At 69.8% G+C, this 12,973-nt stretch carries 9 protein-coding genes and 1 riboswitch; of the genes, 3 read left to right on the plus strand and 6 right to left on the minus strand.

Annotated elements, in window-relative coordinates:
- The first annotated feature begins 48 nt into the window (after nt 1-48).
- A complete protein-coding gene (locus tag ACFQ6S_RS33385; RefSeq protein WP_383418143.1) occupies nt 49-1,029 on the plus strand; it encodes a tetratricopeptide repeat protein in 981 nt (326 codons plus the stop codon).
- A 74-nt stretch (nt 1,030-1,103) separates the two neighbouring features.
- On the plus strand, nt 1,104-1,754 hold the full coding sequence (gene def / locus ACFQ6S_RS33390) for a peptide deformylase (protein WP_383418144.1): 651 nt from the start codon (nt 1,104-1,106) through the stop codon (nt 1,752-1,754).
- Nucleotides 1,755-1,759: 5 nt separating this feature from the next.
- Here def and ACFQ6S_RS33395 read toward each other — a convergent pair whose 3' ends face one another.
- The 4 genes from ACFQ6S_RS33395 to ACFQ6S_RS33410 form a co-directional block, all read right to left on the minus strand.
- Nucleotides 1,760-2,725: a helix-turn-helix domain-containing protein gene (locus tag ACFQ6S_RS33395; protein ID WP_383418146.1), complete on the minus strand. Its 966-nt coding sequence runs from the start codon at nt 2,723-2,725 to the stop codon at nt 1,760-1,762.
- A gap of 244 nt (nt 2,726-2,969) precedes the next feature.
- Nucleotides 2,970-3,983 carry a ribonucleotide-diphosphate reductase subunit beta gene (locus tag ACFQ6S_RS33400; protein ID WP_383418147.1) on the minus strand — a complete coding sequence of 338 codons (1,014 nt, stop codon included), beginning with the start codon at nt 3,981-3,983 and terminating at the stop codon, nt 2,970-2,972.
- Entirely contained in the window at nt 3,983-6,370 is a 2,388-nt protein-coding gene (locus ACFQ6S_RS33405; RefSeq protein WP_383418149.1) for a ribonucleoside-diphosphate reductase subunit alpha, read from the minus strand. The genes ACFQ6S_RS33400 and ACFQ6S_RS33405 overlap by 1 nt, the downstream gene beginning before the upstream one ends.
- A 124-nt stretch (nt 6,371-6,494) precedes the next feature.
- Nucleotides 6,495-6,669, minus strand: a riboswitch (cobalamin riboswitch).
- 35 nt (nt 6,670-6,704) lie between these two features.
- On the minus strand, nt 6,705-7,211 hold the full coding sequence (locus ACFQ6S_RS33410; protein ID WP_383418150.1) for a GNAT family N-acetyltransferase: 507 nt from the start codon (nt 7,209-7,211) through the stop codon (nt 6,705-6,707).
- A gap of 155 nt (nt 7,212-7,366) precedes the next feature.
- Here ACFQ6S_RS33410 and ACFQ6S_RS33415 point away from each other — a divergent pair, with 155 nt between their 5' ends.
- Nucleotides 7,367-10,978: an NACHT domain-containing protein gene (locus ACFQ6S_RS33415; RefSeq protein ID WP_383418152.1), complete on the plus strand. Its 3,612-nt coding sequence runs from the start codon at nt 7,367-7,369 to the stop codon at nt 10,976-10,978.
- Nucleotides 10,979-11,014: 36 nt separating this feature from the next.
- Here ACFQ6S_RS33415 and mctP read toward each other — a convergent pair whose 3' ends face one another.
- Nucleotides 11,015-12,643, minus strand: a complete 1,629-nt coding sequence (gene mctP, locus ACFQ6S_RS33420) for a monocarboxylate uptake permease MctP (RefSeq protein WP_383418154.1) — start codon at nt 12,641-12,643, stop codon at nt 11,015-11,017.
- Nucleotides 12,640-12,906: a DUF3311 domain-containing protein gene (locus ACFQ6S_RS33425; protein WP_383418156.1), complete on the minus strand. Its 267-nt coding sequence runs from the start codon at nt 12,904-12,906 to the stop codon at nt 12,640-12,642. Before ACFQ6S_RS33425 ends, mctP begins: the two co-directional genes overlap by 4 nt.
- Nucleotides 12,907-12,973 lie beyond the last annotated feature (67 nt).

Below are 12,973 nucleotides of genomic sequence, written 5' to 3' on the forward strand. Positions count from 1 at the left end.
GGGGCGAGCACTAGCCAGCCCACTCCACGGAACTGGCAGGCGGGAATCGTGAGGATCTTCGGCAAGGGACGGCACCGGCCCTCCGCCTCCTGGCGGCAGGCCACCGACCGGGCGTTCACGCTCATCGGCGACGGCCGGTACGAGGACGCGGGCGCGCTGCTTACACGTGCCGCCGATCTGGAGCCCTGGCTTTCGGAGTCCTGGTTCAACCTCGCGCTGCTGCACAAGTTCCGGCACGACTGGGAACAGGCACGGGCGGCCGGACTGCGTGCCGTGGCGCTCCTCGACCGGGAGACCGGGGCGCCCGACTGGTGGAACGTCGGCATCGCGGCCACCGCGCTGCAGGACTGGCCGCTGGCCCGGCGGGCCTGGCAGGCGTACGGACTGCGGGTGCCCGGCGGGGCGACCGAGTCCGGTGAGCCGGTCGGCATGGACCTGGGCAGCGCGGCCGTACGGCTGTCCCCCGAGGGGGAGGCCGAGGTCGTGTGGGGGCGGCGGCTCGACCCCGCCCGTATCGAGGTGCTGTCGATTCCGCTGCCGTCGTCCGGGCGGCGCTGGGGCGAGGTCGTGCTCCACGACGGCGTGCCGCACGGCGAGCGGACCACGTCCGCCGGACATGCATACCCCGTCTTCGACGAGATCGAGCTGTGGGCGCCGTCGCCGGTGCCCACCTGGGTGGTCCTCCTGGAGGCCGCCACCGAGGCCGACCGGGACGCGCTGGAGCAGCTCGCCGCCGACGCCGGGTTCGCCGCGGAGGACTGGTCCTCGTCCGTGCGGCTGCTGTGCCGGATGTGCTCCGAGTCGCGGATGCCGTCCGACGAGGGCGACGGGGAGCACCTGGATCCGCACGACCACAGTGAGCCGGGTCACCCCGGTCCGCTGGGGCACCGGACCGACGGGCAGCTGTGGGTGCCGGAGCGGGAGTGCGGGGTGGCCGCGCCGGCCGCGCTGGTTCGGGGGTTGCTGGACGGGTGGGTTGCCGACAGCCCGGATTCTCGGGATTGGCGGGATCTCGAAGAGGTCTGCTGAGCGTTCGCCGTACCCTGTATCAGCGTCACACCCCCTTTTCTTCTTTTGTTTGTGCAGGAAGGCATACGTCGGTCATGGCCCAGCAGGACACCGAGCAGCAGCACGCGGGCGTGCTCCCCGTGGACGACGAGGGTTTCGTCGTCGACACCGAGGACACGGAGGAGCGCGAGAACGCCTGGCGTGAGCGCGGCACCTCGCGGCCGATCACCGTCGTCGGGAACCCGGTCCTGCACAAGGAGTGCAAGGACGTCACCGAGTTCGGCGCCGAGCTGGAGCAGCTGGTCGCGGACATGTTCGCCTCGCAGCACACCGCCGAGGGCGTGGGCCTGGCCGCCAACCAGATCGGCGTCGATCTGAAGGTCTTCGTCTACGACTGCCAGGACGACCAGGGCGAGCGGCACGTCGGCGTCGTCTGCAACCCGAAGCCGGTCGAGCTGCCCGCCGACCGGCGCCGGCTGGACGACAGCAACGAGGGCTGCCTCTCCGTGCCGACCGCGTACGCGCCGCTCGCCCGCCCCGACTACGCCGAGGTGACCGGGCAGGACGAGAAGGGCAACCCGATCAAGGTGCGCGGCACCGGGTACTTCGCCCGCTGCCTGCAGCACGAGACCGACCACCTGTACGGCTACCTCTACATCGACCGGCTCTCCAAGCGCGAGCGCAAGGACGCGCTGCGGCAGATGGCCGAGAGCGAGCCCCGCTACCCCGTGGTCGCCAACGACTGAGCCGGCTAGGCGGCGGTCGGACCCTGGAACGTCCTGCGGTAGGCGTTGGGGGTCGTCCCCAGCGCCCGTACGAACTGGTGGCGCAGCGCCGCCGCGGTGCCGAAGCCCGTTCGGCCCGCGATCGCGTCCACCGTCTCGTCCGAACCCTCCAGCAACTCCTGCGCCAGCAGAACCCGTTGGCGCAGGATCCAGCGGTAGGGAGTCGTGCCGGTCTCCTGCTGGAAGCGGCGGGCGAAGGTGCGCGGGGACATGTGCGCACGCTCGGCGAGCTGCTCGACGGTGAGGTCCTCGTCGAGGTGCCCCTCCATCCAGGCCAGTACCTCGCCGACCGTGTCGCAGTGGGAGCGGGGCAGCGGCCGCTCGATGTACTGGGCCTGCCCGCCGTCCCGGTGCGGCGGTACGACCATCCGCCGGGCGATCTTGTTGGCCACATCGGGCCCCTGTTCCTGCCGCACGATGTGCAGACAGGCGTCGATCCCCGCGGCGGTGCCGGCACTGGTGATCACCGGGCCCTCGTCGACGTAGAGCATGTCCGGCTCGACGATGGCCTTCGGGTTCTGCCGGGCCAGTTCCGCGGCGTGCCGCCAGTGCGCGCTGCAGCGCCGCCCGTCGAGCAGCCCGGCAGCGCCGAGCACAAAGACGCCGGAGCACACGCTGAGCACCCGCGCACCTCGGTCCACGGCCCTGACCAGGGCGTTCAGCAGCTCTGGCGGATAGACGCGGGTGGCGAAGTCATCCCCCGCCGGCACGACGATCAGATCGGCCTCCTCCAGCCGCTCCAGGCCGTGCGGCGTGGAGACGGTGAGGCCGCCGACATGGGTGCCCAGCGCCGGTCCCTCGGCCGAGGCGACGGCGAAATCGTAGGTGGGCAGCCCGTCGTCGCTGCGGTCGAGGCCGAACACCTCGCAGACGACGCCCAGTTCAAAGGGGTGCACACCGTCGAGGAGTACGGCGGCCACGTTTCTCAACATACTGCCAGTGTGCCTCACGGCTGGCAGTAAATCGAGGGTGTGCGGCAGTCCTGCCACTGTTCGTCATGAGTGTCCGGAGCGACAGTGGTGTCATGACTACAGAACAGACACAGACACTGCTCACCATGGTCTTCGTGCTCGGGATCTTCGTGCTCCTGGCCCTCCCGTCAGTGATCGGGATCGTGCACGACAGGCGCATCGACCGTCAGATCAGGGAGGCCCAGGGACGCAACGAGCCCGAGGCTCAGAAGTCCTCGTCCAGGTCGACGGTGCCCTCCACCGCCACCTGGTACGCCGAGGGACGCCGCTCGAAGAAGTTGGTGAGCTCCTGAACACCCTGCAGCTCCATGAAGGAGAAGGGGTTCTCGGAGCCGTACACCGGAGCGAAGCCGAGGCGCGTCAGGCGCTGATCGGCGACACACTCCAGGTACTGCCGCATCGACTCGGTGTTCATGCCCGGGAGGCCGTCACCGCACAGGTCGCGCCCGAACTGGAGCTCGGCCTCGACGGCCTCCCTCAGCATGTCGGTGACCTGCTGCTGGAGTTCGCCGTCGAAGAGCTCGGGCTCCTCCTTGCGGACGGTGTCGACGACGTCGAAGGCGAAGCTCATGTGCATCGTCTCGTCGCGGAACACCCAGTTGGTGCCGGTGGCCAGGCCGTGCAGCAGGCCGCGGCTGCGGAACCAGTAGACGTAGGCGAAGGCACCGTAGAAGAACAGGCCCTCGATGCACGCCGCGAAGCAGATCAGGTTGAGCAGGAAGCGACGCCGGTCGGCCTTGGTCTCCAGGCGGTCCAGCTTCTCGACCTCGTTGATCCACTTGAAGCAGAACTCGGCCTTCTCACGGATCGACGGGATGTTCTCGACGGCGTCGAAGGCCGCCGCCCGGTCCGCCGGGTCGGGCAGGTAGGTGTCGAGCAGCGTCAAGTAGAACTGGACGTGCACGGCCTCCTCGAAGAGCTGCCTGCTCAGGTACAGGCGCGCCTCGGGCGAGTTGATGTGCTTGTACAGCGTCAGCACCAGGTTGTTCGCCACGATCGAGTCGCCCGTCGCGAAGAACGCGACCAGCCGGCCGATCATGTGCTGCTCACCCTCGGACAGCTTCGCCAGGTCGGCGACGTCGGAGTGGAGGTCGACCTCCTCGACGGTCCAGGTGTTCTTGATGGCGTCCCGGTAGCGCTCGTAGAAGTCCGGGTAGCGCATGGGACGCAGGGTCAGTTCGAAGCCCGGGTCGAGCAGGTTGCTGTTACGGGTGGTCATTACTGGCAGGCCTCGCAGGACTCGGGGTTTTCCAGGGAGCAGGCGACGGCGTCGGGCTCGGCGACCTGCTGGACGGGGATGGTCTTCTCGGGCTGGGCGGACTGAGCCTGGGCGGCGCGGGCGATGCGGGTCGCCGGGCGCGAGCGCAGGTAGTACGTCGTCTTCAGGCCCGACTTCCAGGCGTACGCGTACATCGAGGAGAGCTTGCCGATGGTCGGCGTCTCCAGGAACAGGTTCAGGGACTGGGACTGGTCCAGGAACGGCGTCCGGTCGGCGGCCATGTCGATCAGGCCGCGCTGCGGGATCTCCCACGCCGTGCGGTACAGGGCCCGTACTTCGGCGGGGATCCAGGCGAAGTCCTGCACCGAGCCGTTCGCTTCGCGCAGCGCCTCACGGGTGCGGGCGTCCCAGACGCCGAGCGCCTTGAGCTCGTCGACCAGGTAGGAGTTGACCTGGAGGAACTCGCCGGACAGCGTCTCGCGCTTGAACAGGTTGGAGACCTGCGGCTCGATGCACTCGTAGACACCGGCGATGGAAGCGATGGTGGCGGTGGGCGCGATGGCGAGCAGCAGGGAGTTGCGCATACCGGTCGTGGCGATACGGCTGCGCAGGGCCGCCCAGCGCTCCGGCCAGGTCAGCTCGACGCCGTAGTGGTCGGGGTGCAGCACACCCTTGGCGGAACGGGTCTTCTCCCAGGCCGGCAGCGGACCGCTCCGCTCGGCGAGGTCGGCGGAGGCCTCGTACGCGGCGAGCATGATGCGCTCGGCGATACGGGTGGACAGGGCCTTCGCCTCGGCCGAGTCGAAGGGCAGCCGCAGCTTGAAGAAGACGTCCTGCAGGCCCATCGCACCCAGGCCCACCGGACGCCACTTGGCGTTGGAACGGCCCGCCTGCTCGGTCGGGTAGAAGTTGATGTCGACGACACGGTCGAGGAAGGTGACGGCCGTGCGGACGGTGGCGTCGAGCCGCTCCCAGTCGATGTCGCCGGTCGTCGTGTCGACGAACGAGCCGAGGTTGACGGACCCCAGGTTGCAGACGGCCGTCTCCCCGTCGTCCGTGACCTCCAGGATCTCCGTGCAGAGGTTGGAGGAGTGGACGACCTGGCCCGGCAGGGCGGTCTGGTTGGCGGTGCGGTTGGCGGCGTCCTTGAAGGTCATCCAACCGTTGCCGGTCTGCGCGAGGGTGCGCATCATGCGGCCGTACAGGTCACGGGCCGGGATGGTCTTCCGCGCGAGACCGCTCGCCTCCGCCTTGCGGTACGCCGCCTCGAACTCCTCGCCCCACAGGTCGACCAGCTCCGGCACGTCCGACGGCGAGAACAGCGACCACGGCTCATCGGCGTTGACCCGGCGCATGAACTCGTCCGGGATCCAGTGCGCGAGGTTGAGGTTGTGCGTACGCCGGGCGTCCTCACCGGTGTTGTCGCGCAGCTCCAGGAACTCCTCGATGTCGGAGTGCCAGGTCTCCAGGTAGACCGCGGCGGCACCCTTGCGCCGGCCGCCCTGGTTCACGGCGGCGACGGAGGCGTCGAGGGTCTTCAGGAACGGGACGATGCCGTTGGAGTGCCCGTTGGTGCCTCGGATCAGTGAACCGCGGCTGCGGATACGGGAGTACGCGATGCCGATGCCGCCGGCGTGCTTGGAGAGGCGGGCGACCTGGTGGTAGCGGTCGTAGATGGAGTCCAGCTCGTCGAGCGGGGAGTCGAGGAGGTAGCAGGACGACATCTGGGGGTGCCGGGTGCCGGAGTTGAAGAGCGTGGGGGAGGAGGGGAGGTAGTCGAGGCGACTCATGAGCCCGTAGAGCGCGGCGACTTCGTCCAGTGCCCGGGTGGTGTCGTCCTCGGCGAGACCGGCGGCGACACGCAGCATGAAGTGCTGGGGTGTCTCGATCACCTTGCGGGTGATGGGGTGCCGGAGCAGATAGCGGCTGTGCAGGGTGCGCAGGCCGAAATAGCCGAAGCGGTCGTCGGCGCCCGTGTCGATCAGCGCGTCGAGGCGGGCCGCGTGGATCCGCGCGAACTCGGCGGTCCGGTCGGCGATGAGCCCCTCGCGGTGGCCGACCACGACCGACTCGGTGAAGGACGTGACGCCCTGCGAGGCGGCCTCGGCGGCGATGGAGATGGTCAGCAGCCGGGCGGCCAGCCTGCTGTAGGCGGGGTCCTCGGAGATGAGACCGGCCGCCGCCTCGGTGGCCAGTTCGCGCAGCTCCGCCTCGTCCGCGCGGGCCGACCGGCCGCGCAGAGCGGCGGCGGCGACCCGGCCGGGGTCGGCGTCGGGGAGGTCGGCGGTCAGCTCGGCCAGGAGCCGCAGCAACGCGGTTCCCGGGGCGTCATCGTCGATCGGGACCGCTGAGACGGCTGAGGCCGGGTCTGCTGGCGCGATGGTCACGTGGGGGCTCTCCCTCGCTCGGCACGGGGGCCTTGCGGAGGGCAGGGGGCAGCACACGAGCGCACACGGCGTCGCGTCCACCGGCCCATTCCACGAGGCCCGGACGTCTGGGCGCACCGGCCGGGTGGCCGGGCGCGCTGTCGGCAGGTCCTCGGACTGACTCCTGTGCACGGGGTTCCTGGGTTCCTGGGGTTCCTGGGAACAGACATGCACAAGTACACCGTTGCGGGACAGTTCCGGATTCGCACCGGATTCCCCTGCGACGACAGCGAGGACGAGCATACATCTTGTGCTCGCCCGCCACGCCACCCCCAGATGTTGTGTCGCGGTGGTTTCAGAGCGTCAACTCATAGGTGAGGAGAGTGAGGTCGAGGACGTCCGGGAGCGGATTCCAGTCCCGATCGGGTGTGCGGACGAAGCCCAGGCGTTCGTAGATGCGATGCGCGCCGAGCATGGTCCGCTGGGTCGACAGCACGATCCGCACACAGCCCTCGGTGGCCCGGGCGCGGGAGACGCAGGCGCGGACGAGGGCCTCGCCGGCGCCGCGTCCGCGGGCGATGCCGTCGACGGCGAGCATCCGGATCTCGGCCTCGCCGGGCCGGGCTATGTCGGCCATGGGGCCGCCGCACGGCACGAAGGTCACCCCGCCCAGCAGCCGGTCGTCCTCGACGGCCACGAGCACCTCGGCGGCAGCCGCCCGCCCCGCCACGTCCTTGAGCTCCCCCAGGTACGAGTCGCTCTCACCGAAGTCGAGGAGGTCGTCCTGGAGGTAGGCCTGGGCGGTGATCTCGCCGAGCGCGTCGTACTCGCCGGGATGCACCTGCCGGATCACGATGTCCATGCGGTCGAGTCTGGCGGACGGGTCCCGGCGACGGCCTGGGTTTTTTATCGAGGGCCGCCGGGTTGCGGGCAGTTTTGGGAGTGCTTCCATGGAGGTAGGTGTCGACGCCCGCGGTCCCTTTCGTTTCGAGAGCCTGTCTCGGAAGGAGACGCACGATGACGAGGGTCGTCCGGCACCCGCCCGGCAAGGAGCGGCCGCGCAACGCGCCGATGGCGACACTTGCTCCGAGACGGGCGGGCAGTTGGGCCGGGCGGGGATTCGTGGGGCACTGGCACCGGCTGACGATCCGTCTGGAAGCCCGCCGTGGCACCACCCGCCCCAAGAAATGGCGCCGCTGGATCTCCTACACCAACGCCACCCGGGCCGTCTGGGTGGTGGCCGCGCTCGCGCTGCTCGCCTGGGCCGTGGAGGGCCTGTACATCGTGATCACGGGCACCACGACCGGCTTTGAGGAGTGGCGGCAGGACAGCGAGGGGTTCGAAGCCGTCATGCGCTTCGTCGGCCCGGTGCTCGCCGCGTCGATCGCCGCCACGCTCTTCCTGTTCTGGTGGTACCGGTGGACGAAGCGGCGCTATCTCGCGAAGGCACGGGACGACCCCCATGGACTGGTGGTCACCGCCGGCCCGGACGCCGCTGACATCGTGGGCCGGGAGGACATCGCCCAGGTCATCGCCGAACGGCTGCGGGAGCGCGACACCCGCCGGCCCTATCTGCTGGTCGGCGGCGTCGGCGTGGGCAAGACGGCCGTGCTGGTCCGGCTCACCGAACTGCTGGCCGAGCAGAACGCCGTGCCGGTGCCGATCCGGCTGCGGGACGCGACCGGCGACCTGAACTTCGAACGCATGGCCAGGCAGCGCTTCGCCGAGGAGGCGCCCCGGGGCATCCTCGCGCGCAGCAAGACCGACCGGGTCTGGCAGCAGCTGCTCGCCGACGACAAACCGGTCGTCATCGCCGACGGGCTGGAGGAGGCCCTTCTCGGCGACGGCCTCCAGCAGAACCGGGACAACATCATCCGGCGGGCCATCGAGCGCGCCCACGAGGAGAAACTGCCCCTCGTCATCGCCTCCCGGCCGCACAGCCCGCTGGAGAGCACCCCGGCCGCGATCGTGGAGCTGGAACCGCTCAGCGAGGAGGAGGCCCTGCGCTTCGTCCAGGCACATGTTCCGGAGGCCGACGAACGCCGCGTGGACTGGATCGTGGAGACGGCGGAGGTGACCGAATCGCCCGTCTATCTGCAGATAGCCCGCGAACTGCACCGACACGGAGCCCTGGAGCACGATCGTCCGGACAACGACCCGCAGCACATGAACACCCGCAGCCGCGACCGCGGCACGCTGCGGCTCTGGCTGCTGGAGACCTGGGACCAGGCACTGTGCGAGGGCCGGCTGCGCAAGGACGTCGCACTGAGCCGACGGGAGCGCCGCGACACCCTCGAAGTGGTCTCCGCGCTGGCCTGCGTGGGACTGCTCCAGGACAAGCTGGAGGTCGGCTTCGGGGAACTGCTCGACACCGACGTCCATCCCGGCCCGGCCAGGCGTGCGCAGGCCCGCGCCGAGCACCTGTGGAGCAGCGGACGCGGCTTCGACCGGTACGGCAGACGCGGCAACGTCTTCTCCGAGTGGCACCGGCAGCAGATCTGGGACGTGCTCTGCCGACGGCTCGGCCAGGAGGAGCGGAGGCGGCTGCGCCGGGGCAACATGGACCAGTGCCGTGCCGCCCTCGCCCGGATCGCGCGCAACGCCGACAAGCTGGGACTGGTGGAGGGCTTCGAACGCAAGGTCCGCTTCCCGCACAGCATCATCCAGGCCTACTTCGGCTACCGCGTCCTGAACGAACTGGGCGAGCGGGACACCGGAGAGCTCGTCGAGCAGGCGTTGCAGCCACCCGGCCCCAGTCGCGAACTGCTCATGTCCCTGGTGCTGTTGTCGCGCCGGCGGGCGGCGACGCTGCGGGCCCCGAGGGACGGTGTCCGGGCGGAGGCGAAGAAGGAGATCGAGGAACTGCTCCGCAAGTCGCCCGTGGGCGGCCACACCGTGGCCCACCGGCTCCGCACGGCCGCGCGCCGCCGTACCGAGGATCCCAAGGCCCTGGATCTGTACGCGGCGGCCGTGGAGATCGAGAGCGCGGAGGAGTCCCCGAGGCTGCTGGGCGGCATCGTCGACGAAGTGCGCAAGAGGTGGGCCGGTTTCAAGGGGGACCGGCGCACTCTCGACGACGCCAAACTGAGGCTGCTCAGGCAACTAGGGGCAGCGCTGCGCGGCGTCTCCGGCCGGATCGACACCACTCCGCTCTACGAGGACCTCGTCCAGATCGGCGTACGGGAACCCTCCTACTCCATCCGCCTGGCCGCGGCCCAGGAGTTCGGCACCGGCGGCAACGCGGCGTTTGCGGTGATCCGCGGATGGGTCGGGATTAACACCGACCCCGTGCGGGAGTACGACGACCGGCTCGGCGAGCTGACGGCGTGGAAGCGGCGGGAGTACGAGCGATGGGCCGAGCGCATGGCACGGGCGAGGGCCGCGGGCGCGCCCTCACGGGCCCGTTCCGAGCGCATCGGCCGGCTGCAGCAGGACCGGCGCGGTCTCAACCAGGAATACCGCAGGAGGCGGGTCGATCTGCTCCGGGAGTTCACGATGCGCGCCTGGATGATCCCCATGCTGCTGGGCTCCGTCGACGAGGCGCACCGTGACGAGGCCAGGGAACGCCTCACCAAGTGGCTGCGCCACCTCGACCCGAAGGCCACCGGCGGCGCCCCCGACCTGCCGCTCGCCCTGGAGGCCGCGCTGGCCCAGGGTTTCAAGTACGCGGCCAACCGGCGCATACGGCATCCGCAGGCCTACACCGGCGGTCGCGCCGACCTGATCCGGCAGGCGGAGACCGTGCTGCGGCAGTCCCGTTGCTGGTACGCGCAGCTCATGCTGCTCCAGGCGCTGTGCCTGTGGGAGCTCCCGGACGGCCTGGGCGTCCACGAGCCGGATGCACAGGCGACGAACGGGAAGGGCGATCGCGACGGCGCGCGTGGGCCGTACCCGGGGATGCGCGGGACGACCGCCGTACAGACCGTGAAGCGGTGGCTGTCGATGACCGGCACGGTGAACCCGGCGCCCGGGCAACCGGAGCCGAACGGCGACTCGCCCCGGCGGTTCCTGCACCCGTTCGTCGCCGAGGCGGGCGACCTGGTCGCCCTCGCGCTGGAGACCGGGCAGCCGGAGCGGTTCCTCTGGATTGACGAGAAGGGCGTCGCCGACAACATCGGCGCACGCACGGGCAGCCCCGAGGGATACCGCAAGCACAACCTGTGGATTCCGCCCTCGGTCGGGTGGAGCACCCTCGATGCGCGTGCCCAACGCCTCGTCGCCGATGTGCTGGTGATGCTGAACCTCGTCGAACGGGACGGGCATCCCGACGAGGTCGAGGAGCGGATGGCCCGCGTCGAGCAGCCCGGGATGCAGCTCCCGCCGTGCATCCGCAGCGACCGCGGTCCGCTGCGGCCCGACCTGCGGGCCGGCATCTCGGCCCCGCCCACGCCGGGCACGACATGTCTGCCGGACTGCAAGTTCCAGCTCTGCCCCTACCCGCCGCGGGGCTGCGTGCCCAGGGGGGAGATCCGGGAGCCGTTCTGCCGCCAGCAACAGGCCCTGCTACCGGGACGCGCACGCCGCCACCTTCCCAGAGGCCTGCGCCGCAAGACACCGCACTGGGTCAGCATGCGCGTCCGGGAACTGGACGACTTCTGGCAGCAGATGGCCGGGCGTACGCGCAGCTAGTGCGGCACGCCCGGCCATCGGGCAGGTGAACCGGCGTCAGTGGGACGAGCCCGCCGTCGCCGGCGGCAGTTCCACCTCCACGCCCGGGTCCCCGGCGTCCGCCGTGTAGTCCTCCGGCTTCGTCTCGTCGACGCCGTCCGGAGCCTTCGCGGCCTTCAGGACGAAGGTCAGGACCACGGTGACCAGGACGTTGAGCACGAACGCCGTCAGGCCGATGTAGCCGATCTCGCCGATGCCCGGGATCTCCTTCGCCGAACCGCCGAAGTGCTGCTGGGTCGGGGAGGCGACGCCGTACGCGGCGACCGTGCCGTAGATCATGCCGACCGCCCAGCCGGCCAGCAGCGCCCAGCGGTGGAACCAGCGGGTGAACAGGCCGCCGACCAGGGCCGGGAAGGTCTGCAGGATCCAGATGCCGCCCAGCAGCTGGAAGTTGATGGCGACCGTCTTGTCCATCGTCAGGACGAAGACCAGCGCGCCCACCTTCACCAGCAGGGACACGATCTTGGAGACCTTGGTCTCCTGCGCGGGCGTGGCGTCCGGCTTGATGAAGTCCTTGTAGATGTTGCGGGTGAAGAGATTCGCGGCCGCGATCGACATGATCGCCGCCGGCACCAGCGCGCCGATGCCGATCGCCGCGAAGGCCACGCCCGCGAACCAGGACGGGAACATGTTCTCGAACAGCTGCGGAATCGCCAGCTGGCCGTTCTGCACCTTGATCCCGGCCGCGATCGCCATGAAGCCCAGCAGGGCCAGCAGGCCCAGCATCAGGGAGTACAGCGGCAGGATCGTGGTGTTGCGGCGGATCACCTCACGGCTGCGGGAGGACAGCGTCGCGGTGATCGAGTGCGGGTACATGAAGAGCGCGAGCGCGGAGCCCAGCGCCAGCGTGGCGTACGTCCACTGCCCGGCCTCGGCTGGGACCAGCGCACCGCGCGGCGCGCCCGTGGCCGGGTTGGTCTGGCTGTACGCCTCGCTCGCCTTGGCGAAGATCTCGTCGAAGCCGCCCAGCTTGATCGGGATGTAGATGATCGCCACCGCGATGACGATGTAGATCAGCGTGTCCTTCACGAACGCGATCAGCGCGGGGGCGCGCAGACCCGACGAGTAGGTGTACGCGGCCAGCACACCGAAGGCGATGAGCAGCGGCAGGTCCTTGATGAACCAGTTGGTGTTCTCGCCGCCGCCGACGCCCATCACGTCCAGCACGGCCTGGATGCCGACGAGCTGGAGCGCGATGTACGGCATCGTCGCCAGGATGCCGGTGACGGCCACCGCCAGCGACAGGCCCTTGGAACCGAAGCGCCCGCGCACGAAGTCCGAGGTCGTCACATAGCCGTGCTTGTGCGACACCGACCACAGACGCGGCAGGAACGTGAAGACCAGCGGGTACACCAGGATCGTGTACGGCACCGCGAAGAAGCCGGCCGCGCCCGCCGCGTAGATCGCCGCGGGTACGGCGACGAAGGTGTACGCCGTGTACAGGTCGCCGCCGAGCAGGAACCAGGTGACCCAGGTGCCGAACGACCGGCCGCCCAGGCCCCATTCGTCGAGGCTGTTCTCGTTCTCGGCCTTGCGCCAGCGCGCGGCGAGGAAGCCCATGACCGTGACGAGCAGGAAGAAGATGATGAAGACGGCGAGTGCAACGCCGTTGACGCCGTCCTTCACTTCGACGCACCGCCCTTCTGAGCGGCGCGGGCACGCTGGTCACGCTGCCACAGCTTGTACGCGGTCATCGTCAGCAGCGTGGAGATGAGGACCCACAGCATCTGGTACCAGTAGAAGAACGGGATGCCGGCCAACGTCGGATCGGTCTTGGCATACGAACCGACCCACAGCATCGCCACGAAGGGCGCGCCGAGGCAGAGCGCGATGACGACCCGCACAGGCGTCACCACCGGCCCTCTGTTCACTTCTGGCACATCTGACATCTGACGGCTCCGTCCCCTCACTGATCACCTGAGAAACGCCCGGGCAATGTAGGTGACGGTGCAACGA

It is taken from the genome of Streptomyces sp. NPDC056479 (assembly GCF_042795335.1).
Taxonomy (GTDB): Bacteria; Actinomycetota; Actinomycetes; order Streptomycetales; family Streptomycetaceae; genus Streptomyces.

Excerpts from the sequence above, each read along its gene's own strand:
- ACFQ6S_RS33410 (WP_383418150.1), bottom strand. The coding sequence starts at position 7,211 with ATGGACATCGTGATCCGGCAGGTGCATCCCGGCGAGTACGACGCGCTC.
- ACFQ6S_RS33425 (WP_383418156.1), bottom strand. The coding sequence starts at position 12,906 with ATGTCAGATGTGCCAGAAGTGAACAGAGGGCCGGTGGTGACGCCTGTG.
- def (WP_383418144.1), top strand. The coding sequence starts at position 1,104 with ATGGCCCAGCAGGACACCGAGCAGCAGCACGCGGGCGTGCTCCCCGTG.
- ACFQ6S_RS33400 (WP_383418147.1), bottom strand. The coding sequence starts at position 3,983 with ATGACCACCCGTAACAGCAACCTGCTCGACCCGGGCTTCGAACTGACC.
- ACFQ6S_RS33395 (WP_383418146.1), bottom strand. The coding sequence starts at position 2,725 with ATGTTGAGAAACGTGGCCGCCGTACTCCTCGACGGTGTGCACCCCTTT.
- ACFQ6S_RS33415 (WP_383418152.1), top strand. The coding sequence starts at position 7,367 with ATGACGAGGGTCGTCCGGCACCCGCCCGGCAAGGAGCGGCCGCGCAAC.